The 22,572-nt window shown below is 76.0% G+C and carries 22 protein-coding genes; 8 read left to right on the forward strand and 14 right to left on the reverse strand.

Going from position 1 to position 22,572, the window contains the following annotated elements:
- Window positions 1–81: 81 nt before the first annotated feature.
- The 4 genes from ACFWPI_RS17280 to ACFWPI_RS17295 form a co-directional block, all read right to left on the reverse strand.
- Complete coding sequence (locus ACFWPI_RS17280) at window positions 82–723, reverse strand: flavin reductase family protein (protein ID WP_380376068.1); 642 nt, start codon at window positions 721–723, stop codon at window positions 82–84.
- 201 nt (window positions 724–924) lie between these two features.
- Entirely contained in the window at window positions 925–1,557 is a 633-nt protein-coding gene (locus ACFWPI_RS17285) for a carbonic anhydrase (protein WP_380376067.1), read from the reverse strand.
- 227 nt (window positions 1,558–1,784) lie between these two features.
- Window positions 1,785–2,405, reverse strand: a complete 621-nt coding sequence (locus tag ACFWPI_RS17290) for a PASTA domain-containing protein (RefSeq protein WP_380376066.1) — start codon at window positions 2,403–2,405, stop codon at window positions 1,785–1,787.
- On the reverse strand, window positions 2,405–2,944 hold the full coding sequence (locus tag ACFWPI_RS17295) for a SigE family RNA polymerase sigma factor (protein ID WP_380376134.1): 540 nt from the start codon (window positions 2,942–2,944) through the stop codon (window positions 2,405–2,407). The genes ACFWPI_RS17290 and ACFWPI_RS17295 overlap by 1 nt, the downstream gene beginning before the upstream one ends.
- A gap of 347 nt (window positions 2,945–3,291) precedes the next feature.
- Here ACFWPI_RS17295 and sigK (ACFWPI_RS17300) point away from each other — a divergent pair, with 347 nt between their 5' ends.
- Window positions 3,292–3,885: an ECF RNA polymerase sigma factor SigK gene (gene sigK / locus ACFWPI_RS17300; RefSeq protein ID WP_380376133.1), complete on the forward strand. Its 594-nt coding sequence runs from the start codon at window positions 3,292–3,294 to the stop codon at window positions 3,883–3,885.
- A gap of 188 nt (window positions 3,886–4,073) precedes the next feature.
- Entirely contained in the window at window positions 4,074–5,108 is a 1,035-nt protein-coding gene (locus ACFWPI_RS17305) for a MerR family transcriptional regulator (RefSeq protein WP_380376064.1), read from the forward strand.
- Window positions 5,109–5,705: 597 nt separating this feature from the next.
- Here the strand turns inward: ACFWPI_RS17305 and ACFWPI_RS17310 are convergent.
- From ACFWPI_RS17310 to sigK (ACFWPI_RS17325), 4 genes are all read right to left on the reverse strand, one after another.
- The gene (locus ACFWPI_RS17310; protein ID WP_380381021.1) at window positions 5,706–6,380 is read right to left on the reverse strand and encodes a fasciclin domain-containing protein; all 675 of its coding nucleotides are present in this window, start codon (window positions 6,378–6,380) and stop codon (window positions 5,706–5,708) included.
- A gap of 73 nt (window positions 6,381–6,453) precedes the next feature.
- Window positions 6,454–8,067, reverse strand: a complete 1,614-nt coding sequence (locus tag ACFWPI_RS17315) for a molybdopterin-dependent oxidoreductase (RefSeq protein ID WP_380381023.1) — start codon at window positions 8,065–8,067, stop codon at window positions 6,454–6,456.
- Between the two features lie 180 nt (window positions 8,068–8,247).
- Window positions 8,248–8,997, reverse strand: coding sequence for an anti-sigma factor domain-containing protein (locus ACFWPI_RS17320; RefSeq protein ID WP_380424885.1), 750 nt, complete (start codon window positions 8,995–8,997; stop codon window positions 8,248–8,250).
- Entirely contained in the window at window positions 8,994–9,578 is a 585-nt protein-coding gene (gene sigK, locus ACFWPI_RS17325; RefSeq protein ID WP_380375490.1) for an ECF RNA polymerase sigma factor SigK, read from the reverse strand. The genes ACFWPI_RS17320 and sigK (ACFWPI_RS17325) overlap by 4 nt, the downstream gene beginning before the upstream one ends.
- Window positions 9,579–9,967: 389 nt before the next feature.
- Here sigK (ACFWPI_RS17325) and ACFWPI_RS17330 point away from each other — a divergent pair, with 389 nt between their 5' ends.
- The 3 genes from ACFWPI_RS17330 (at window position 9,968) to ACFWPI_RS17340 (ending at window position 13,863) form a co-directional block, all read left to right on the forward strand.
- The gene (locus tag ACFWPI_RS17330; RefSeq protein ID WP_380375491.1) at window positions 9,968–11,461 is read left to right on the forward strand and encodes an SDR family oxidoreductase; all 1,494 of its coding nucleotides are present in this window, start codon (window positions 9,968–9,970) and stop codon (window positions 11,459–11,461) included.
- Window positions 11,462–11,514: 53 nt separating this feature from the next.
- Window positions 11,515–12,837 carry a cryptochrome/photolyase family protein gene (locus ACFWPI_RS17335; RefSeq protein WP_380375492.1) on the forward strand — a complete coding sequence of 441 codons (1,323 nt, stop codon included), beginning with the start codon at window positions 11,515–11,517 and terminating at the stop codon, window positions 12,835–12,837.
- 198 nt (window positions 12,838–13,035) lie between these two features.
- The gene (locus ACFWPI_RS17340) at window positions 13,036–13,863 is read left to right on the forward strand and encodes an alpha/beta fold hydrolase (RefSeq protein WP_380375493.1); all 828 of its coding nucleotides are present in this window, start codon (window positions 13,036–13,038) and stop codon (window positions 13,861–13,863) included.
- An 18-nt stretch (window positions 13,864–13,881) separates the two neighbouring features.
- Here the strand turns inward: ACFWPI_RS17340 and ACFWPI_RS17345 are convergent, their stop codons facing one another.
- The 3 genes from ACFWPI_RS17345 to ACFWPI_RS17355 form a co-directional block, all read right to left on the reverse strand.
- Window positions 13,882–14,991 carry a PP2C family protein-serine/threonine phosphatase gene (locus tag ACFWPI_RS17345; protein ID WP_380375494.1) on the reverse strand — a complete coding sequence of 370 codons (1,110 nt, stop codon included), beginning with the start codon at window positions 14,989–14,991 and terminating at the stop codon, window positions 13,882–13,884.
- Window positions 14,992–15,143: 152 nt separating this feature from the next.
- The gene (locus tag ACFWPI_RS17350) at window positions 15,144–15,950 is read right to left on the reverse strand and encodes a hypothetical protein (protein WP_380375495.1); all 807 of its coding nucleotides are present in this window, start codon (window positions 15,948–15,950) and stop codon (window positions 15,144–15,146) included.
- Between the two features lie 239 nt (window positions 15,951–16,189).
- The gene (locus ACFWPI_RS17355; RefSeq protein ID WP_363375996.1) at window positions 16,190–16,828 is read right to left on the reverse strand and encodes a TetR/AcrR family transcriptional regulator; all 639 of its coding nucleotides are present in this window, start codon (window positions 16,826–16,828) and stop codon (window positions 16,190–16,192) included.
- Window positions 16,829–16,876: 48 nt separating this feature from the next.
- Between ACFWPI_RS17355 and ACFWPI_RS17360 the strand changes: the two genes are divergently transcribed.
- Window positions 16,877–17,740 (forward strand): alpha/beta fold hydrolase, encoded by an 864-nt coding sequence (locus ACFWPI_RS17360; RefSeq protein ID WP_380375497.1) that lies wholly within the window; start codon window positions 16,877–16,879, stop codon window positions 17,738–17,740.
- Between the two features lie 208 nt (window positions 17,741–17,948).
- Entirely contained in the window at window positions 17,949–18,416 is a 468-nt protein-coding gene (locus ACFWPI_RS17365) for an NADAR family protein (RefSeq protein WP_380375499.1), read from the forward strand.
- A gap of 35 nt (window positions 18,417–18,451) precedes the next feature.
- On the opposite strand, the gene ACFWPI_RS17370 is transcribed toward ACFWPI_RS17365, so the two are convergent.
- Window positions 18,452–19,267, reverse strand: coding sequence for a BPL-N domain-containing protein (locus ACFWPI_RS17370; RefSeq protein WP_380375500.1), 816 nt, complete (start codon window positions 19,265–19,267; stop codon window positions 18,452–18,454).
- A 343-nt stretch (window positions 19,268–19,610) separates the two neighbouring features.
- On the opposite strand from ACFWPI_RS17370, the gene ACFWPI_RS17375 reads away from it, so the two are divergent.
- On the forward strand, window positions 19,611–20,126 hold the full coding sequence (locus ACFWPI_RS17375; RefSeq protein WP_380375502.1) for a cupin domain-containing protein: 516 nt from the start codon (window positions 19,611–19,613) through the stop codon (window positions 20,124–20,126).
- 237 nt (window positions 20,127–20,363) lie between these two features.
- Here the strand turns inward: ACFWPI_RS17375 and ACFWPI_RS17380 are convergent, their stop codons facing one another.
- Both ACFWPI_RS17380 and ACFWPI_RS17385 read right to left on the reverse strand, forming a co-directional pair.
- Window positions 20,364–21,122 carry a hypothetical protein gene (locus ACFWPI_RS17380; RefSeq protein WP_380375504.1) on the reverse strand — a complete coding sequence of 253 codons (759 nt, stop codon included), beginning with the start codon at window positions 21,120–21,122 and terminating at the stop codon, window positions 20,364–20,366.
- A gap of 123 nt (window positions 21,123–21,245) precedes the next feature.
- On the reverse strand, window positions 21,246–22,364 hold the full coding sequence (locus ACFWPI_RS17385; protein WP_380375506.1) for a DUF4037 domain-containing protein: 1,119 nt from the start codon (window positions 22,362–22,364) through the stop codon (window positions 21,246–21,248).
- Window positions 22,365–22,572 lie beyond the last annotated feature (208 nt).

Here is a 22,572-nt window from a genome sequence, read left to right on the forward strand (position 1 = left end):
CTCGGCTGGGTGGTCGGGTAGGCGGGCGGTTCGTCGGACGGCCGGGCGGGCGGCGGGGGCTCGCGGACCTGCGGCGGGGCGTCAGGCCCGGACACCGACGGGCAGACGGCCCGGCATCTGCCAGCCCTCGGCGAGGCGGGAAGGGGCGAGCCGGCGCCCGTCGCCGAAGAACTCGCAGAACTTCATGATCAGCGGATCCCAGCCGAGCGGGTCCACGTAGTGGTCCGTGCCGGGCACGAGCAGGCGCTCCTCGACGTGCGCGCGCACCACGGTGACCTCGAAGGCGGTGCAGTGCGGGTTGCCCGCCAGCGGCGCGGCCGCCTCCAGCCGGCACTCCAGCTGGACCGGGCACTCGGCGACGCGCGGCGCCCGCACCAGCTCCGACGGCTGCTCGGTGAGCCCGGCGGCGGCGAACTTGCCCCGCTCGAAGCGGTAGCCCTGCTGGCGCCGGCGCTCGGTCAGATCCGGATTGGCGGTCAGCATCGCGAGGGCGTCGACGGCGTCCACCTGCCCGGAGGAAGGCAGGTTGAGCACGCACTCGCCCTCGCGCCGCAGGTTGACGGCCGTCTGGGCGGTGTTGCCGAGGCCCAGCACGCAGGACTGCCCCAGCCACCACGCCGAGGACATCGGCGCCAGGTTGGCGCCGCCGTCCTCGTTGCGCGAGCTGATCAGCACCACCGGGGTGCCGAAGTAGAGGACCTTGAGATCGGTGGCCTTGTGCACGGGAATGCCGTCCTTGGGTGGGAAACCGTTGCCGACCTCCGACTCTGCCCCCGCCCGGGTGCGGGCGCTGGCGGTGATCGGACACGGCGTTCCCGGCCCCCGGCGTTCCCGGCCCCGGCGGGGGCAGACGGCCCTACGTTGGCCGGCCCTACGCGCCGGTTCGGCCGTACGGGCGGGTTCAGCACCGGTACGGGCCGACGGTCAGAACGCGGCGCTGACCGCACCGCGAGCGGCCACCGTACGGGCCTGGCCGTCGCGCAGCCGGTAGGACAGGCCCACGACGGCCGCCGAGCCCTCGGCCACCTTGGCGGCCAGCAGCTGGGAACGCTCCAGCAGCAGGTCCACGGTCTGGCGGATGTGCTCGTCGACGATCCCGTCCGGGTCCTCGATGCCCGCGGCCCGGGCCGACACCACGCTCGGGGTGACCCGCTCCACCACGTCCCGCACGAAGCCGCCCGGCAGCTGCCCCTGGTCCAGTGCCTCGATCGCCGCGCCCACCGCGCCGCACGAGTCGTGCCCCAGTACCACCACCAGCGGACACTCCAGCACGCTCACCCCGTACTCGATGCTGCCCAGCGCCTCCGCCCCGGTGACGTGCCCGGCCGTCCGCACCACGAACAGGTCGCCCAGCCCCCGGTCGAAGATGATCTCGGCCGCCAGCCGGGAGTCCGAACAGCCGAACAGCACCGCGAAGGGCCGCTGCGCCGGCGCGAGGGCGGCCCTGCGCCCGGCGTCCTGGTTGGGGTGCTCCGGGCTGCCCGCGACGAAACGGGCATTGCCCTCCATCAGCACCTGCATCGCCTGGTCGGGGCCGGATATCGGTGAGGAGATCATGCCTGCACCCTAGATCGCCGCAGGTGGGGCCCGCAGCAGGGGGCCGGGGCAGGGGGCCGCCACCGCGTCGCTCCTCACCCGGCCGGCCCAGTCCACGGCCCAGTCCACGGCCCGCCCACCCTGCTGCGCACGGCCTTGCCCGGCCGCTTCGCCGCCCGTGTGGCGGGAGGCCGGAGGATATCGTCAACTCGCAGCTTGCGTAGCGGCGTTGGACGCGACAGTGCCGGTCATCGGCCCGGCCTGCCCTTGGAGACGAACACCTGGACCGTCGAGTGCGCAGGTACGGTGTGGCCGGCCTGCGGCACGGAGTTGATGACCGACCCGGCGGGCACGTTCCAGTCGGTGAACTCGTGCACCTCGTAGCGCAGTTCCGCCGTCTCCAGCGCCCTGATGGCCGCGTCCTTGGCCAGATTGGCGACCGGCGGCACACTCACCTGCACCCCGTCGGTCGGCTGCATCGGCGGCGGCGTGGGGGTGCCGAAGGCCATCGAGGGCCCGGGCGCGGGAGCGGACCCGGTGGGGGAGGGCGTGCCGGAGGACATCGGCGCCGAGGCGTTCGCGGGGCCCGCGGGCAGGCCGCCGGAGGGCGACGGACCCGAACCCGGCGCGAGCAGTGCCGCACCCGTGCCGATGGCGACCACCGCGGCCGCCGCCACCGCGCCGCTGAGCACGGTGCGACGGCGCACCGTGCGCCGGATGGCGAGGGCGTCGATGACGGGGGCCGGGGTGTTGTCGGCGAATGCGGTCATGGCGGCGAGGAGTTCCTTGTCGAAGTCGGGGTCGAAGTCGGGGGCGGAGCCGGGGCCAGGGGAGGGGTGGTCGGGATCGTGGGACGGGAAGCGGGTCATCACGCACCTCCGCGCGAGGTCGGCGGCGCGGACGGGACGTCCTGCCGGGGCAGTGCGGACCGCAGTTTCGCGAGGCCGCGGGCGAGTTGGGAGCGCACGGCGCCGGGGGAGATGTCCAGCGTCTGCGCGATCTCCTGGTCCCCCAGGTCGTGGAGGTAGTACAGGACGACCACGGTGCGCATCCCCATCGGCAGCGTGTGCAGCGCCGTGACGAGCTCCGCGCGCAACTCCACCGACCGGTAGGCGTCGCGCGGGTCGGCGTGCTCGGCGCCGGGCGCCGCGCCGGGCCGCTCACCGGAGCGGCTCAGCCGCCGCCAGCGGTCGTTGACCAGGTTCACCAGGATCCGGCGCACGTACGCCTCGGGCGCCTCCGCGGCCGCCACCCGCCGCCAGTTGCGGCAGGACCGTTCCAGCGCCTCCTGGACGAGGTCCTCCGCGGTGTGTGCGTCCCCGGTGAGCACGTACGCCGTCCGGAACAGCGCGCCCGAACGCTGCTGTACGAACTCGACGAAGTCGATCCCGGGACTGGCCCTGCGCAGCCTCACCCGCTGCCCTCGCTCTCTTCACTCTTCTCACTCTTCCGCCGTCGCCTTCGCCCCCATGACGGCCCCCGGCGCCGCCCTGCTGCACCGCCACCGCGAAAGTGACGCGGCTCACAACGCTTCGAGGCCGAACGGGTCGAACGGGCCGGGACCCGAGGCAGCCCGGGGGGCGCGCGTGCACAACGATGCGCAAACGATGCGAGTAGCCCGGGCGATGGCCGCTCCGAGACGGTCGCAGTGTGCACGCACTGATCGACCGGCCGGCCACCCGGCCCCCGGCAGACAAAACTCCCGGCACCGAACCCCCCGGCAGTGAACCCCCGGGCGACGGCGGGCAGGCCGGGCTGCGCGCCCTGGCGGCACGCGTTTCCGGCGGCGACGAGCGGGCCTTCGAGGAGCTGTACGCCGCCACCGCCGGAACCGTCCTGGGCCTCGTGCTGCGGGTGCTGCGCGACCACGCCCAGGCCGAGGAGGTCACCCAGGAGGTGTTCCTGCAGGTGTGGCGGGAGGCGGCGCGCTACCGCCCCGAACGCGGCGAGGTCCTGCCCTGGATGCTCACCCTCGCCCACCGGCGCGCCGTCGACCGGGTCCGTTCCGCCCAGGCCACCGCCGACCGCGACCGCACCGCAGCCCTGCGCGCCTACACCCCGGTCTTCGACGAGGTCGCCGACCAGGTCGAACGCGACCTGGACCGCGGCCGGGAACGCGAACGGGTCCGCCGCGCCCTGGCCACCCTCAGCGACGTCCAGCGCGAATGCCTGCTGCTGGTCTACTACGGCGGTCGCACCCAAGCCCAGGCCGCCGAAGCCCTCGGGGCCCCCCTCGGCACCGTCAAGACCCGCATCCGCGACGCCCTGCTACGCCTGCGCACCCAACTCGCCGACTCCCCGCCCCACCCGGCACAGCCCCGAGCCCGCACCTGCCTGCCGAATCTGTAGACCGACCTACATATTCTCCCCGGACCTGCGGTCGTGGTGCGCACAGGAAGTCGACGGGTCCGACTTCCTGTGCGCGCCGATGGCTTCCGCGGAGCGAGCCCTGCTGCGCCGCCCCGCATCCGCGACGCCCGCTGCCCCGGCCCGCCCCGCATAGGCTCACGCATGTGCCCGTCCCGGTCCCCGTCCCCGTGTCTGCCTCCGCCGGCCGGCCGCCGGCCCAGGCCAGCCTGACCACCGGTGCCCTCGCCCGCATGCTCGGCGTTTCCCCGACCACCGTCCGCTCCTGGGAACGCCGCTACGGCATCGGTCCCGCCCAGCGTGACCCCGGGCGCCACCGCCAGTGGAGCCCGCGGGACGTTGCCGTCCTGGCGGAGATGTGCCGCCTGACCGCCCGCGGCGTCACCCCGGCCGAGGCCGCCCGCCTCGCCCTCGCCGCCGAGGCTCCAGGACCGTCCGGACCGTCCGGGCCGTCCGGGCCGCCAGAGACGTCCGGGCCGCCAGAGACGTCCGAGGTGTCCGGGCCGTCCGAGCCGCCGGGGCCGCCTGCCGGTGGGCCGGCCCCCGGTGGCGGGAACGCCCTGCCCGTCGGCACCGTCCGCCCCGAATGCCGGGGGCTGGCCCGCGCGGCCGTTCGCCTCGACGCCCCCGAGCTCGCCCGGATCCTGCGACACAGCGTCGACACCCTCGGCCCGGTCGCCGCCTGGACCGAGGTGATGATGCCCGCGCTGCGTGCCGCCGGCCGCAAGTGGGCCGCCGAGGGCGAGCGCTACGTCGAGGTCGAGCACCTGCTGTCCTGGCACGTCGCCGCCGCTCTGCGCCGCGCCGCCGACCGGGTCGAGCCGCCGCAGGGTCCGGCCGTCCTGCTCGCGGGCATGCCCGCCGAACTGCATGCCCTGCCACTGGAGGCACTGGCTGCGGGGCTGGCCGAACGGGGCCTGCCGTTTCGGATGTTCGGCCCGGCCCTGCCGACCGAAGCCCTGTTGGAGGCGGTCCGCCGCACGGGCCCGCCCGCCGTCCTGCTGTGGTCCCAGGTCGCCCGCACCGCCGACCGGGCCCTGGCCCGCCGTGTCGCCGAGACCGCTTGGGGCCCCCACGGTGCCCGCACCCGTCCCGTCGTCCTGACCGCCGGCCCCGGCTGGACCGGCCCCCGCCGCCCCCCGGGCGCCCTGCGCCCCCGCGACCTGCCCACCGCCCTCGACCAGCTGGAGCACCTGCTGCGCTGAACCCCGCCCTGCGGAACCGCGACACGTGCGCCGTACAGCCTTGCCCGCAGGCTCGCGCTGCTGGCTCCGGAGTGAATATACCGACCGGTCTACAGATTCGATCGTGCCCGCAGTGCGCACAGGAAGTCGGCCTGCCCGACTTCCTGTGCGGGGCGGCTCACCCTCGGCCTTGCCGCGCGACGAGGCCTGCGAGCGGAGTCCTGAGAGCGGAAAAATATATCGGTCGGTCTACATATTCGGCTGCGCGCACAGTGGGCGGGCGGGGAGCCGGGAAGTGGGAGCGGTTCGGCGCGCGCGAGAAGTCGGACCTGCCGACTTCTCGCGCGGCCGGAACTGTGGCGCAGGAGAAATATGCCGGTCGGTCTACATATTTCCCTGGTGGGGGCAGAAGCGCCGCCATGCCACCGTGCACAGGAAGTCGGCGGGTCCGACTTCCTGTGCACGGGCGAGCCTGCGAGACGCGGGAAGAATATGTCGGCCGGTCTACATATTCGGTCGCCGGGCAAGCGGGCAAGCGGGCGGGGGAGGTGGGGGGTGCGGCCCCCGGCTACCGGGGGGTTGTTCGTCGGGGGCCGCGGTTCATGGGCTGATGCCGGGTCAGGAGGCGGGCATCAGGACGGTGTCGACGATGTAGACGGTGGCGTTGGCGGTCTGGACGTCGCCGCACAGCACCTTGGCGGCGGAGTTGACGGTGAAGTCCGGGGCGGCGCCGGTCACGGTGAGGTCGTCGGCGGCCAGGGTCTTGTGCCCGCCGGCGAGTGCCGCGGGAGCCAGGCGCTGGGGGACGACGTGGTAGGTGAGGATCTTGGTGAGCTTGTCCTTGTCGGCGAGGACGGCGTCGAGGTCCTTCTTCGGGAGCTTGGCGAAGGCGTCGTTGGTGGGGGCGAAGACGGTGATGTTCTTCGCGGAGTTGAGGGTGTCCACCAGGCCGGCCTGCTTGACGGCGGTGACGAGGGTGGACAGCAGCGGGTTGTTGGAGGCGGCGGTGGCGACCGGGTCCTTGGCCATGCCGGTGAAGCTGCCCGCCCCGTCCTTGGGGACGGCCGCGCACGCGGTGCCGAACGGCTGCCCGGCCGTCACCTGCTCGGCGGCCTGGGCACCGGAAGCCTGGGCACTGGAAGCCTGGGGTGCGGCGGCCGCGGTGGTGCTCTTGGCCGTGTCCGAGGACTTCGCGTCGCCGCCGCTGCTGCTGCACGCGCTCAGGGAGGCGGCCAGCAGGCCGGCGGCGAGGACGGCGGCGAAGGGCTTGCGGACCAGGACGGTCGTGTTCATGGACGGATTCTCCTGTCAGGGGGCATCGGGCGGATCCCGGATGCCGAAGGGGTGGGGAGGTCGTGAGGTGGGGTCAGGTGACGGTGACGACGACGCTGTGCCAGCCCGTCGCGCCCGAGGGATAGGGGGGTGTGCGGGTGGCGGGCTGGACGGCCCCGGTGCCGTCGGTGGCGCGGGCCTCAAGGCGGTGGGTCCCGGGGGCGGCGCCGGTCCAGGTGTGGGTCCACTGGCGCCACAGGTCGGGCCCGGCGTCGGCGGCCAGTTCGGCCTGCCGCCAGGGCCCGCCGTCGACGCGCACCTCGACGGCGGCGATGCCGCGGTGGGTGGCCCAGGCGGTGCCGGCCACCGTCACGTCACCGGGCGGCACGCGGGCGAACGGCGCGGGCACGTCGATCCGCGAGGCGGTGCGGACCTCGCCGGTGCGGTCCCAGCCGCGCTGCACCCAGTACGGGTCGCGGGCGGCGAAGGTGGTCACCTCCAGGTCGACGAGCCACTTGGTGGCCGAGGTGTAGCCGTAGAGGCCGGGCACCACCGTGCGGCACGGGAAGCCGTGTTCGACGGGCAGCGCCTCGCCGTTCATCGCCACCGCGAGCAGCGCCCGGCGCCCGTCGAGGAGCGTCTCGACCGGGGTGCCGATCGTCATGCCGTCCTGCGAGCGGCCGACGAGCTGCTCGGCGCCGGAGCGGACGCCGGCGCGGCGCAGCAGGGCGGGCAGCGAGGCGCCGAGCCAGCGGGTGGTGCCCGCGTAGGGGCCGCCGACCTCGTTGGAGACGCAGGACAGGGTGTGGTCCAGCTCCTCCAGCCCGAGGGCGAGCAGGTCGTCGAAGCCGATCACCAGCGGGCGGTCGACCATGCCGTGCAGCCGCAGCGACCAGGCGCGCGGGTCGATGCGCGGCAGGGTCAGGGCGGTGTCGACGCGGTAGAAGTCGGCGGTGGGGGTGATGAACGGGGGCAGGCCGGGGACCGTGGCGCCGACGGCGCGCGGCAGCGGTGGCGCCGGGCGCAGCGGCGGCGGCAGGCGGACGGCGGCGCGGGCCGCGCTGACGTCGCCGCGCCGGTCGGACAGGACGCGTCCGGCCGTGCCGAGGGCGGCGGCCGCGCCGATCGTGGCGCCGGCCGCCAGGACGCGCCGCCGCTCGGGCCCGGCCGGCCGGACCGGGCCCGAACGGCGGGAAGAGCCAAGGAAAGGGCCAAGGGAGAGGGCGGGTCCGGTCAGCCACCACAGCACGGCGACCGCGCCGCCCGCCGCGGCGGCGGAGGGCAGCAGGTCGGTGGGGACGGCCTGCGGGCGGGCCAGCGCTGCCCAGGCACCGAGGCCGCCGAAGGCCGCGAACAGGGCGGCGGCCGCGCCGCGACGGCGTCCGGCCAGCACGCCGAGGGCCGCGGCCGCGAGGCCCATGACGGTGTAGATCCCGCCCAGCAGGACCGTCTTGTCGCCGGTGCCGAACCGCTGGACCGCCCACGCCTTGACGGCGGTGGGTGCGAGGTCGATCGCCGCCGAGCCGATCGCCACCACCGGTGAGGCCTGGGGGCGGGTGAACGCCGCCGCCGCCTCGCCGGCTCCCACGGCCGCGGCGGCGGCCGCCAGCCCGCACAGCGCCGCGACGGCCGGCCCGGCGGCACGGGTGCGTGCTCGGGGGAGGGCGCCCGGCGGGCTGCTGCTCGTCTCATCGGTCACGGTCCTCATTCGGTGGTCCGGCTCCACCGGATGGGTGCGAGTCCGGATACCCCCCGATCGGGTGACACTGCCCTGGCCGGGTGACACCTCCCGGCCAGGGCTGAGGGCCGCGGACGGGCGGCGGAACGGGTGGCGGAACGGGCGGCGGAACGGGCCGGACCGCCGGGAGGCCCGACCCGGTTCGGCCGCTCAGGTGAACGGGATCAGCAGGACCGGCGCCCCCGTGGGGTGAGCGGAGCCGGCCGAGGGCTCCACCGTGACGCCGATGCCGCGCGCACCGTCCAGGGGGCCGTCCAGCAGGAACGCGCCGTCGCCCCGGGGCATCAGCCCCGCCGGGCGCATCGCGGCGCCGTCGTCGAACCACAGCTCGTACGCCGTGCCCTCCGCCGGGGCGGGCAGGCCGGAGGCCAGGAGGACGGCCCGGCCCCGGCCGTGCGACCAGACCACCGCCCCGCTGCCGGTGCCGCCGGCCGCCGGGCCGCTCGCCCGCCGGGCGTCGGGTGCCGCCAGCAGCCCGGTGACCTGGTCCTGGTGCCGCTGCAGCGCGGCGGCGAGGGCCCTGGCCCGGTCCGCCTCCCGGTGCTGCTGGACGGCCACGCCGCCGAGGGCCGCGGCCGCCGCCAGACAGGCCGCCAGCGCCAGCCGCGGCCAGCCGCGGGCGGACCGCCCGGGGCGCCGGGCGCCGTCGGGCCCGGCCGCGGCGCGCGGGGCCTCCTGCCGGACGGTGTCCAGCGCGCCCATCACCCGCGACTTCAACTCTCCGGGCACCGCGACGGCCTGCGCGGCGCCAAGCCTGGCCAGCGTCGCCGTGAACTCGGCCACCTCCCGGGCGCAGGCCGGACACTGCGCCAGATGGCGTTCGAACTGCGCGCGCTCGTCCGCGTCGAGGGCGTGCGCGGCGTAGGCGCCGGTCAGCGTGTGCAGGTCGGCGCCGCTCATGCTCCCACTCCCAGGCAGTCGCGCAGCCGGATCAGCGCGTCGCGCATCCGGGTCTTGACGGTGCCCAGCGGGGTGCCGAGCAGTTCGGCGACCTGCGGGTAGGTGTACCCGCGGTAGTAGGCCAGCGTGATCGACTCCCGCTGCAACTCGGTCAGCCCCTTCAGGCAGCGCCGCACCTGCTCGCGTTCCAGCCGCCCCTCGACCTGCTCGGCGACCTCGTCGAACGCCGGCACGTGCGAGGCGGCGGCTGCCCGCTGGTCGCGGTCGGCGGCGGCCTGTGCCGCCCGCACCCGGTCCACGGCGCGGCGGTGGGCGATGGTCAGCACCCACGCCAGCACCTCCCCGCGCTCGGGCCGGTAGCGGGCGCAGGTGCGCCACACCTCCAGCATCACCTCCTGCGCGACCTCTTCGGACTGCGCCGGATCCCGCAGCACCCGGCGGACCAGCCCCAGCACCGGGCCCGCCACCGCGTCGTACAGCCGGCCGAACGCCTCCCGGTCGCCGAGCGCGGTCCTGCTCAGCAGCTCCTTGAGGTCGGTGCCCGGACGCCCCGGCCCGGACAGGTGAACGACCGTGCTCATCCGGCCGCCTCGCGCTCGCGACACACGGGCGACGGCCCCGGCCAGTGGACGGTGGGCATGGCACGACCTCCAGGTAATCCCGGCCGGGCGGACACCCGGCCGGGCCGACGGAACACGGCGACGTCAGGCGTTCGAAGCTGCACCCGGCGCGGATTGCCCGCGCAGGACACCGGATTCCCGGCCCCCTCGCAGGACACCGGATTCCCGGCCTCGCGCACGCCCGGATTCCTGGCCCCGCGTCCGCACGGGCGCCCGCAGGAGACCCCTGGAAGACTCGAATCCCCGGCCCCGTCCAATCCCCGGCCGCGTCCGCTCCGAACACCCCGGCAGCGCCCCCCGCGCCTGGCGGGGCACGGGGGGCGCACCCGCCCGCACGAGAGGAGCCGCAGGTGGACGAGCCGACCCGGACGCGCCCGCACTGCCTGGTCACCGGCGCCACCGGCTACATCGGCGGGCGCCTGGTGCCCGAACTGCTCGCCGCCGGGTACCGGGTGCGCTGCCTGGTCCGCGACCCGCTCCGGCTGCGGGACCAGCCCTGGCGGGCCGACGTGGAGGCCGTCACCGGGGACGTCACCCGCCCCGAGACCCTGCCCGCGGCCTTCGACGGCATCGACGCCGCCTACTACCTGGTCCACTCCCTGGGCACCGGGCCCGGCTTCGAGACCCGGGACCGGCAGGCCGCCGAGGCCTTCGCCGAGGCGGCCGCCGCCGCCGGCACCCGGCGCATCGTCTACCTCGGCGGACTGCTGCCCGCCGGGGTCCCCGAACCGCACCTGTCGGCCCACCTGCGCTCGCGCGCCGAAGTGGGCCGCGCCCTGCGCACGGGCGGCGTCCCCACCGCCGAACTGCGGGCCGCGGTGATCATCGGCTCCGGCTCGGCCTCCTTCGAGATGCTGCGCCACCTGACCGAACGGCTCCCGGCGATGGTCACCCCCCGCTGGGTCGACACCCGCATCCAGCCGATCGCCGTACGCGACGTGCTGCGCTACCTGGTCGGCGCCGCCGCCCTGCCCCCCGAGGTCGACCGCACCTTCGACATCGGGGGGCCCGACGTGCTCACCTACCGGCTGATGATGCGCCACTACGCCGAGGTCGCCGACCTGCCCCGGCGCCTGATCGTGCCGGTGCCCGTGCTCTCCCCGCGCCTGTCCAGCCACTGGGTGGGCCTGGTCACCCCCGTACCGGGCTCGCTCGCCCGCCCGCTGGTGGAGTCGCTGCGCCACGAGGTGGTGTGCCGCGAACACGACATCGCCCGCTGGATCCCCGACCCGCCCGAGGGCCTGACCGGCTTCGACCGGGCCGTGGAACTGGCCCTGCGGCGCATCCGCGACGCCCAGGTCTCCACCCGCTGGTCCTCCGCCTCCCTGCCCGGCGCGCCCAGCGACCCGCTGCCCACCGACCCCGACTGGGCCGGCGGCAGCCTCTACCAGGACCTGCGCCGGCGCCGGGTGGCCGCCGACCCGGCCGCGCTGTGGCGGGTGGTGGAGGGCGTCGGCGGCGAGAACGGCTGGTACTCCCTGCCGCTGGCCTGGGCCCTGCGGGGCCGCCTGGACCGCCTGGCCGGCGGCGTCGGCCTGCGCCGGGGCCGCCGCGACCGCCACCGGCTGCGGGTCGGCGACGCGCTCGACTTCTGGCGGGTCGAGGAGATCGAACCCGGACACCTGCTGCGGCTGCGCGCCGAGATGCGCCTGCCGGGCCTGGCCTGGCTCGAACTGCGCGTGACGCCCGACGGCGACGGCGGCGCGCTGTACCAGCAGCGGGCGCTGTTCCACCCGCACGGACTGGCCGGCCACCTCTACTGGTGGTCGGTGGCGCCCTTCCACGCCCTGGTGTTCGGCGCCATGGCCCGCAACATCACCGAACGCGCCCGACCCGCCGCCTGACACCCCTGTCCCCATCCCCACCCGCACCCGCACTCCACCGCACGAGGCCCCCGATGAGCACCGCCGTCGTCCTGTTCACCCAGGACCTGCGCCTGCACGACAACCCCGCCCTGCACGCCGCCCGCACCCGCGCCGACCAGGTCGTCCCCCTGTTCGTCCTCGACCCGGCCATCGCCCGGGCCGGCTTCGCCGCCCCCAACCGGCAGGCCTTCCTCGCCGAGAGCCTCGCCGACCTCGACCGGGCGCTGCGCGCCGCCGGCTCCCGCCTGGTCCTGCGCCACGGCGACCCCGCCGAACAGGCCGCCCGCCTGGCCGCCGAGTGCGGCGCCGACACCGTCCACACCAACGCCGGCGTCTCCGCCTTCGCCACCCGCCGCGAACACGCCCTGCGCCGCGCCCTCGGCGAGCGCCTGCACCTGCACGACGCCGCGCTCACCATCGTCCCCGCCGGCCTCGTCACCCCGGCCGGGCGCGACCACTACGCCGTCTTCACCCCCTACCACCGCGCCTGGCAGCAGGCCCCCCGGCGCACCGTCCTGCCCGCTCCGCGCACCCTCGCCACCCCTGACGGCCCCGCGAGCGCCCCGCTGCCCGCCGCCCCCGCCGGCACCTCCCCGGGCCGCGCCCCCGGCGGCGAGAGCGCCGCCCGCCGCCGCCTGCGCGCCTGGAACCCGGACGACTACGAGCAGTTGCACGACGACCTCGCCGCCGACGCCACCTCCCGCCTCTCGCCGTACCTGCACTTCGGCTGCCTGTCCGCCACCGAACTCGCCCACCGCGCCGGGAAGTCCGACACCCCCGGCGCGGCCGCGCTGGTGCGCCAACTCGCCTGGCGCGACTTCCACCACCAGGTCCTCGCGGCCCGCCCCGACGCCGCCCACGCGGACTACCGCCCCCGCCCCGTCCGCTGGTACGACGACGAACGCGAGTTCCAGGCCTGGCGCGAGGGCCGCACCGGCTACCCGATCGTCGACGCCGGCCTGCGCCAACTCGCCCACGAGGGCTGGATGCACAACCGGGCCCGCCTGCTCACCGCCTCCTTCCTCACCAAGAGCCTGCGCCACCACTGGCGCCCCGGCGCCGCCCACTTCCTCGCCCTGCTCGTCGACGGCGACCTCGCCAACAACCAGCTCAACTGGCAGTGGGCCGCCGGCACCGGCACCGACACCCGCCCCAACCGCGTCCTCAACCCGCTGCGCCAGGCCGACCGCTACGACCCCGACGGCGCCTACGTGCGCCGCTGGGTCCCCGAGCTCGCCCACCTGCCCGCCCGCGCCGTCCACCGCCCCTGGGAGCTCGCCGAGCCCCCGGCCGGCTACCCGGCACCCCTGCTGCCCCCCGACGCCCTCGGCACCCGCCTGCGCGAGAGCGGCTGAACCGCCCTCGTCCTCACCCGCACTCATCCGCCCTGACCCGAAACTCACCCGAGCTCACCCGAACGGCGCAGCACCGCGTCCGCTCCCGCGCGGGCCCCACCCGCCTCCCGTTGGATGAACCTGCGGCCCGGCCGCCCCCGGCAGGCCGCCCCCGGCAGGCCGCCCCACCCCCGGCGTACCACCCGAAGGAGCAGGAGCATGCCCATCTCCAGGACCCGCGACGGCGTCGAGATCTTCTACCAGGACTGGGGCAGCGGGCGCCCCGTCGTGTTCATCCACGGCTGGCCGCTCAACGGCGACGCCTGGCAGGACCAGCTGAAGGCCGTCGCGGACGCCGGCCTGCGGGCCATCGCCCACGACCGGCGCGGCCACGGCCGTTCCGCCCCGGTCTACGGCGGCTACGACTTCGACACCTTCGCCGACGACCTCGACAGCCTGCTCACCGGGCTCGACCTGCGCGACGTCACCCTGGTGGCCCACTCGATGGGCGGCGGCGAGCTCGCCCGCTACATCGGCCGCCACGGCACCGGGCGGATCCGCTCCGCCGTCCTGCTGTCGGCGATCACCCCGTCCATGCTGCAGGGCCCCGACAACCCGCACGGCGTGCCCGGCACCGTCTTCGACGACCTCAAGGCCGGCATCCTCACCGAGCGCTCCCAGTTCTGGCAGGACACCTCCGTCGACTTCTTCTCCGCCGACCGCCCCGGCTCCCGCGCCACCCAGGGCAACCGGGACGCGTTCTGGTTCATGGCGATGCACCAGACCATCGAGGGCGGCGTCGACTGCGTGGACGCCTTCGGCTACACCGACTTCCACGAGGACCTGGCCAAGTTCGACATCCCCACCCTGATCGTGCACGGTGACGACGACCGGATCGTCCCCGTCGAGGCCACCGCCCGCCGGGCCGCCCGGATCATCCCCGGCGCCGTCCTGAAGGTGTACGAGAACGGTTCGCACGGCATCGCGATGGTCCCCGGCGACAAGGAGCGCTTCAACGCCGACCTGCTGGAGTTCCTCAAGCGGTGAGGGCGCCCCAGGGCAGCCTCAGGGCGCGCGGCGCAGGGACAGCGCCGTGACGTCGTCGCGGCTGCGGCCTCCGCTCCAGCGGCGGGCCTCGCGGTCCAGGGCCTCGGGCAGCAGGGCGGCGGGGGCGGTGGCGAGGGCGGCCAGGCCCCGCTCGACGGGGTAGAACGCGCCGGTGGCGTCCTGGGCCTCGGTGATCCCGTCGGTGAGCAGCACCAGCACGCCGTCCTCGGGCAGCGCGAACCACCGGACGGTGCGCACCTCGTCGGTCAGCTCCGCCAGCCCGAGCGGCACCCCGGCCGGCAGCGGCACGGCCTCGACCCGGCCGCCGTGCAGCAGGTAGGGGGCGAGGTGGCCGCAGTTGACGGCCTGCACGTCCGCGCCGCGCTCCACGCCCAGCACGGTCGCGGTGACGAAGCGCTCGCTCTCGCCGCCCTGCACCGCGTACGCGTTGTGCCGCTCCACCGCCGCCTCCAGGGCGTCCGCGACGCCGGTCAGCGCCGGCTCCCGGAAGGCCGCCTCCCGGAACGCGCTCAGCACCGCGAAGCCCGCGCCGATCGCCGGCAGGCCCTTGCCCTGCACGTCGCCCACCAGCACCCGGGTGCCGTACGGGGTGTCGGCGACGTCGTACAGGTCGCCGCCGACCAGGGCGTCCTCCTCCACCGGCCGGTACAGCCCGTACAGCTGGACGTCGGGGGTGAGCACCGGCAGCGGGCGCAGCAGCTGGCGCTGCAGGGCGACGGCGGTCTGCCGCATCCGGAACAGCTCCCGCTCGCGCCGCACCCGCCGCGCGCACAGCCCGACCACGGCCGCCTCGGCGCCGACCACGCCCACCAGGGTGCCCACCCGGGCGGCCAGCGAGGACGGCGGGAACAGCACCGTGCTGACCGCCACGACCCCGGCCACCCACACCGAGACCACGACCGTCTGCGCGACGGTGCCCAGCCCCGCCAGCAGGGCCGGCAGGAACACCAGCAGCAGCACCAGCCGGGCGCTGGTGCCGCTCGCCGCCTGGGCGAGCAGCACCACCGCGGTGGAGGCCAGCACCCCCAGCACCACCGCCCGGTTGCCCGGCGCCCGCGTCCCCGCGCCGTCCCGGTCCCCGCTCCCGTCCGCGTCCGCGCCGCCCACCCCGCCGTCCTCTCCGCCGCCTCGCCGTCCCCCCAGGCATACCGGCGGCCCCACCCGGCCGCCAGCGCAGCCCGCCCGGACGGGCGAGCGCCCGCTCGGGAGCGCCCGCCCGGGCCCGGACGCCCGCCGCCCGCCGCCCGGGCGTCAGGCCGTCAGGCGCAGGTGCTGTCCGCGCAGAGCTGCCACGGCTCCCAGGAGACGAACCGGTCCACCTCAGTGGTCCGCCACGAGCGGTCGCGGTTCCACTCGCGGACGGTCACCCGCAGCCGCCCGTCCGGCAGTTGGACGACCGAGGTCGGCGCGCCCAGGCCCGCGTTGGGGTCCGGCAGCCTGGGCAGCTGCCGCACCGGGCCCCAGGAGTCCTGGGCGTCGCCGTCCTGGCTGCGCACCTCCATGGCCGCGTTCGTGTCGGCGCCGGAGGCGAAGACGTGCAGCCGGCCGTCGCGTTCCCTGAAGAGCGTGAGCCCGCCGTGGTAGGGCGGCGGTGACAGCTCGAAGTTCTCGGTCGGGGTCCAGGAGTCGCCGGGCGCGGGCAGGACGGTGTGGCAGAAGCCGCCGTAGGAGGCGAAGAACACCTCCAGGGCGCCGGCGCTGTTCTCGACGGCGCTCACCTGGTACAGCTTCGGGCCCACGGGGGTGGCGCTGACGCGCTCCCAGCCGCCGTAGGCGCCCCCGGGCGCGTCCTGGGAGCGGTGCCAGACGAAGGGCAGGAGGGAGGCCGCCGAACTGTCGTAGAACTGCTGGAACTGTTCGGTCCGCCCGTCGGAGCGCGGCGTCTCCACCAGGGTGTTCGGGAGGGCGGTACTGGCCAGGCCCTGGGCGGTCGCGTCGGCCCCGCACCCGGCGGCGACGCCCGGCGCGGGGGCCGTGCCCGCCGTCGTCGTGGCCCACGCGGTCGTTCCCGCGAAGGCCACGACCAGCACACCCGACAGCACGGCTTGCGGAAGTCTCCTGTACACGGTCGGTGAACCTCCCCATTCGGTAACGGAAAAGGATTGCCCGGCAGGGGAGTTGGCCGCTTTCGCCGGCCCCTCGCGCGGGACCGGCACATTCTCGTGCACCGGCGGCGGGGCGGACAGGGCGCCTGCGGGGCGGCCGGACGGGATCCGGCCGAACGGCGGCCCGCCCCGGCGGCGGCGGGAGGCCGGCCGGTCGGGGGTCGGCAGGTCGGGGGGTCGGCAGGTTCGGGGGACGCCGGTCAGGCGGTCGGCAGGGCCGGGGCGTCACCGCGGGGGCGGCCGCGGAACAACTCGTCCAGGTGGTGGGTGAGGATCGCCAGCGCGGCGTCGCCGGTGCGCTGGCCGCCGAGCACGCTGGAGCCGAGGCCGTTGACCATGGCCAGCAGCCCGGCGGCGGTCATCTCCGGGTCCCTGGCGGGGTCGATCTGCCCGGCCTGCTGGGCCGTGCGGACCTGCTTGGCGAGGAAGCCCTCCAGCAGGTCGGGCTGGGGTGTTCCGTGCTTCTCCACCAGTGCGGGATCGCTGAGCACCAGCGTGTAGTAGGCGGCGTAGGTGCGGGTGATCCGGCGGCTCTCCGGGTCGGTGGGCAGGATGCTGGACAGGACCGCGGTCACCAGGCCGCGCGGCGTGGACGGGGTGGCGGCCGCGGTGATCCACGCCGCCATGCGGGCCTGGAGCTGGGCGCCGAGCCGCTCCAGCGCGTCCAGCAGCAGCCCCTCCTTGGTCGTGAAGTAGTACTGCACCAGCCGCAGGGAGACGCCCGCCTCGGTGGCGACCGCCCGCATGCTGGCCGCCTGCAGCCCCTGGGTGTCGGCGATGCGCAGCAGCGCTTCGGCGATCTGCCGCCGGCGTTCCTCGTGATCGACCCGCGCGTTCATGTACGACCTCCCTGGTACACCCGTATCATGCCGTGATACACATGTATCATGCGAATCAGCCAGTTCAAGAACGACCAGGCCGGGGACCGGTTTCGCGCCGCCTACGAGCGGGCCCTGACGGAACTGTGGCCCGGGCCTCGGACGGTGCTGGACCTCCCGACCGCGTTCGGGACCACCCGCGTCTACCGGACCGGCCCGCAGCACGGCGAGCCGATCGTGCTGCTGCCCGGCTCGGGCGGAAACGCACTGATGTGGCACCGCTACATCGACACACTGGCCCGCCACCGCCCGGTCATCGCCGTCGACACGGTCGGCGAACCGGGCGCGAGCGTGCAGAGCGCCCCGATCGCCGACGGCCGGGACGCGGCCGCCTGGCTGGACGAACTCCTGGCCGCACTGGAGGTGACGGACGCCCAGGTCGTCGGCTGCTCCTACGGCGGCTGGCTGGCGCTCCACCACCAGATCCACCACCCCGGGCGGGTCGCCTCCCTCACCCTGGTGGACCCGGCGGGCTTCGCCGACATGGGCGCCCGGTTCTACGCCTGGGTGATCGCCGGCGGCCTCGCCGCCACCGCGCCGCGGGCGCTGCGCCCCCGGCTGGCCCGCCTGGTCGGCAACAGCGCCATCCTGGAGACCGAACTGATGGCCCTGATGCGCGCGTCGATGGGGTTCCGCCGCGCGCTCCCGGTGCCCCCGGTCCTGTCCGACGAGGAACTGCGCGGCCTGGACGTCCCCGCACTGTTCCTGCTCGGGGAGCGCAGTGCCATGCACGACGCGCACGCGGTCGCCGAGCGCCTCGGCCGCCTCGTGCCCTCGGCCCGGACGGAGATCGTGCCCGGCGCCGGCCACGCCCTGCCGACCGACCGGCCGGACCTGGTGGCCGACCGCGTCCTGCACCCCGCCGGGCGGTAGCGCCACCGGCCGGCCCCGGGGGCTCCCGCTGTGTACCGTCCCGCTGACGGAGCACCACGTGAACCGCGCCGAGCCCGCGCCGAGGCCCGTCGAGCCCGCGCCGAGGCCCGTCGAACCCGCGCCCGCGACCGGACGAAAACCGGTTGCGGGCGCGGCCGCACGCCTGCGACCGTACGGCTCCCGCCAACGACCCCTCCACGAGGCCCCGATGACCATCTACTTCTACGGCGCCGACGAAGCCCCGCACGGCTGCTTCTCCAACTTCTCCCCCCACCCCCTCCACCTCGACGGACACCTCTGGCCCACCTCCGAGCACTACTTCCAGGCCCAGAAGTTCGCCGGCACCCGCCACGCCGACCTCGTCCGCCGCGCCCGCACCCCGCTGCGCGCCGCCGAACTGGGCCGCGACCCGGCCGGACCGCTGCGCCGCGACTGGGAGCGCGTCAAGGACGACGTGATGCGCCGGGCGGTGGCGGCCAAGTTCCGGGAGCACCCGGACATCCGCGCCGTCCTGCTCGCCACCGGCGACGAGGAACTCGTCGAGGACACCGGCACCGACCACTACTGGGGGCGCGGACGCACCGGCACCGGCAGGAACATGCTCGGCCGCATCCTGATGCGCACCCGCACCCGGCTGCGCGCCGAGTTCCCTGCCGGACCCACCGAGCGGGCGTGACACCGCAGCTCACCCGCAGGCGAGTTGACGAAGCGTCAGGACGCGGGGGCCGCCGCCATCAGGTCGTGCAGCAGGTCGTCGCCCAGGCCCAGGCCGGTCTTCGACTCGTCGGGCAGGTGGTAGTCGCGGTACCAGTCCGCGGGGGCCTCCGGGTGCGGGCCGCTGACCGCCACCCGGCCGGCGCCGTAGGGGGCGGTGACGGCGGCGGCGCGGCCGTTGGAATAGCGGGCCAGGACGTCCACGCCCGGGCCGTCGACGTCGAAGTACGGGCCGTCCTGGAAGTACATCCGCTGCGGGCGGCCGCGCCAGGCGACGTCGACGAGGCGGTCCTGCTCGTCGGTGACGGTCGCCCCCCGGGAGTGGATGTACTGCCCGGAGTCGCCCGGCAGGAGGTCGTAGCCCGGGTCGCCGGCCAGGTAGCCGCCCATGCACAGGCCCAGGTAGCGCCCGCCGCCCCGGACGAAGTCGCGCACCAGCTCCGGCGAGAAGCCGGGGTCGCGCTGCAGCAGGCCCCACGCGGTGCTCACCTCCTGCCCGTTGGTGCCGCCCGGCTGCACGTACAGCGCGGCGCCGGCCAGCACGCCCGCGCCGAAGCGCAGCCGCTCCTCGGGCCCGACGTAGCGCACCGCGAAGCCGTCGCGCTCCAGCAGCTCCCGCGCCGCCTCCGGGCAGCCCTCGCAGGCCGCCGGGCCCCGGTAGACCAGCGCGAGCGGCCGCCCGTCGGCGGCGGCGACCGCGTCGTCGGCCGCGCCGTCCGGCACGGGGGAGGCGCCGCAGGCGGACGCCGTCAGCAGCGCCGCCGCCACCGCCAGGGCCGCAGCGGCCCGCCCGGGCCGCCGCCCACCCCTCATGACCGGCACTCCCGCCATCGCTGACACCCTCCCCGGACAGGACCTACGCCGTGTGCAGCGACGACGCTACGGGCACAGCGGCCCGCGCCGCACGTCCGCCCCCCGAACGGGTGCCGCGCGCCGTCCGCGTTGACGGGAGGCGGGCCCGGCGGAGTAGCACGGACGGGCAGGTCAGGCGGACGCGGCCTCGGCCCGCCGTTCGTCCTGGTGCCGCAGAAGATCGTCCGTCGTCATCGGGCAGGTCTGCCGGTCTGCCAGCGGCCGCCGGCCCCGGGAATTGACCCGTGAAAGTGGCATTCAATTGCCACCTGATGGCGGGTCTTTCCGGTTCTAGCCTGGTCCCATGACGACGACGAGCAACACCGCCACCGCCGCCCCCGTGCTGACCCGCCACGCCGAGGCCGAGAGCTGCGCCGACCCGAGCAGCACCATGACCCTGCTCGCCGACTCGGCGCACACCGAGGGCGGGTTCACCAGCTACCGCTCCACCTTCGCCAAGGGCGCCGTCGGGGCCCCCGCGCACTTCCACACCCGGGCGTGGGAGCTGTTCTTCGTGATCGGCGGCTCGCTGCAGGTGCTGGTCGGCGAGGAGGTCACGATCCTGGGCGAGGGCGACTTCCTCGCCGTGCCGCCGCACACCCCGCACGCCTTCGCCGCCGCCCCGGGCGCCGAGGCCGACGTCCTGTTCGTGTTCACCCCGGGCATGGACCGCTTCGACTACCTGCGCCTGCTGGGCCGCGTGATGCGCGGCGAGACCGACCCGGGCGCGATCGCCGCCTCCGCCGGGCGCTTCGACAACCACTACGTCGACAGCCCCGCCTGGCGCGCCGCCCTCGACCGCAGCGCCGCCCCCGCCTGAGGCCCCGTCCCTGCCTGAGGCCCGTGACGGCCGCTCCCGGCGGGCCGGTGCGGGCCGGGTGTGGAACGGTGGAGGCCGGGGGTGTCCTGGTTGCGAGAGGAGTGGCCATGTCGTCGAAGCGTCGCCGCAAGAAGAAGGCCCGGGCCCGGCGCGGGGCCAACCACGGCCGCCGGCCCCAGTGCTGAGCGCCTGAACCGTGCGCGCGGCCGGGGCGCCGCCCCCGGCCGCACCGGGCGCTCAGCCCAGTTCACGCCCGCGCCCGCGCCCGCGCGGCACGGCGTGGTACGTGCAGGTGTCCGTCCAGTCGCGGCCGAAGGTGAGCACCAGCACCGGGCCCCGCCCCTCGGCGCGGGCGGCCCGCAGCAGCGCGGCCGGGTCGCCGTCCGGCGGGATCTGCTCGTGCCGGAAGTACACGTCGCTGCCCGGGCGCGGCCAGTACGGATCCGGGCGGGGGACGCCGGGCAGGTCCCAGACCAGGGTGGCGTCGGCGGTGGACAGGCTCGGGCCGGGCATCCGCCGGCCGTCGGGGAAGAGGCCGCGGTCGCGGTGGTAGCGCAGCGCGTAGGCGACCGTGCCCGGTGAGTACGGCGGTTCGTCGCCCCAGGTGTTCGGGAAGCCCCAGTCGGCCAGGCCCGCCGCCTCGATCCTGGGCAGGACGGCGGTGATGTCCTCGTCGGTGGCGAAGTAGGCGGCGGCGCTCATCCGGCAGACCAGCACGCCGCGGCCCTCGGCGGTGGTGGTGAGCAGGCCGAGCGAGGCGGGGCGGTCGCAGTGGTCGGCGACGCGGGTCAGCAGGTGCGCCACACCCTCCACCGCGGCCAGGCCCTCGACCAGCCGGCGGATCCGCTCGCGCTCGGCGGCCCGCAGCGCCTCGACCTGCGGCGAGGAGGCCAGGGCGCGCAGCCGCCGGGTGGTGGGCAGGCGGGCGCGCAGCGCGTCCCGGGCCCGTACGGGCTGGGCCAGCAGCATGCCGAGCAGGTACTCGAAGCCGTTCACCGGGCGGGGTCCTCTCGGGCCGGGTGGCGTCCGCACGGGTCGCGGCGTCCGCCCCACAGGCTGGCCCGGCGGCGGCCCGCACCGCAATGCGCCGCCGTACCCGACTTCCGCCGGCCGCCGGGTTCAGCCGAGGGCGCCGACCGCCGTCCGGACGGCCTGCGGCAGGCCGAGCAGGTCGGTGCTGTCCGTCCACTGGTCCACGCCGCCCACCGGCGGTAGGGCGCGCAGCCGCGCGTCGGTGACCGTCTCCAGCAGCGCCCGGGCGAAGCGGCCGGCGTCCAGGACGAGGTAGGGGCGGCCGTGGAACGGCCGGCGGGCCGCCGCCAGCGGTGCGGTCAGCCCCAGGCCGTTGTGCCGGCGGGCCGCGGCCTCGTACGCCTCGCACAAGTACCGTTCCCGCTCCGCAAAATGACCGGACGTCAGCGCGCCGTGCAGCAGCGGCCCCAGCTCCCCGGCGGCGCCGGTGCGCCCGAACGCGCTGCCCAGCCACTTGCCGTACGGGGCGTAGCGGCGCTCCATCAGCAGGGACAGCCGCATCACCTCCCGGACCAGGCGGGCGGCCACCACCATCGAACCGAGCTCGTCGCCGACCTCGGCGCAGCGCCCGACGAACGCCTCCTCCTGCTCGATCCGCCGCCACTGGCAGGCCAGCAGGTAGCGCCACACCTGCTCCGGGTACCAGGCCAGGTGGCGCCGGGCCGCGGTGAGGTCGCCCGGGCCGTCGTGGAACACCGCGCCGCCGGTCACCTCGGCCAGGCGCTGCTGCGGCAGTGCCAGCCAGTCACCGGCCCCCGGGTCCGTCCGGTACCACCCGGCCGCCGCCGGGCCCAGCCGGGCGGCCAGCCAGGAGGGCACGTCGTGGACCTCGACCAGGTGGTCCACCGGGCCCTCGGTCCAGTCGGGGTGGCGCACCGGGTCGAGCGGGTCCGGGCCGCGCCGGAAGTGCGTGGAGCGGCCGCGCACCTGCCGGGGCAGCCGGTGCGCCAGCACCTCGCGCAGCCGCTCCCCGTGGCGGGCGGCGTCGCCGGGGGAGAGGAACAGCTCCAGGCGAGGGCCCCAGTCGTGGTCCGTCGAGCGGGCGGTGTCGAAGCCCAGCACCTCCGAGCCCGCGCCCACCCGCGCCGCCGCGTACCCGAGTCCGGGGAACGCCTCGGCCAGCAGCGGGCGCACCGCCTCCTCGTGCAGCGTCCGCGCCAGCTCCAGGCCGGGGACGAACGCGCCACCATCATCGGGAGTCGTCATGGGGCCCACTGTGCCAACACCCCGCCGCCCCGGGCCACCGGATTCCGGACCACCGCCTCCCGGAAACCCCTTCCGTCGGCTGCCGTGTCCGCCGGCCGCCGCCCTTTTCCCCGGCGGACAAACACAGAGAGACCGCTCGGGCCGCTGGGGGCCGGGCGGTCTCTGCTGTTCGGACGGGCCCATGCGCCAACACGGCCCGCTGCCGGTG

Source organism: Kitasatospora sp. NPDC058492 (genome assembly GCF_042720685.1).
GTDB lineage: Bacteria > Actinomycetota > Actinomycetes > Streptomycetales > Streptomycetaceae > Kitasatospora.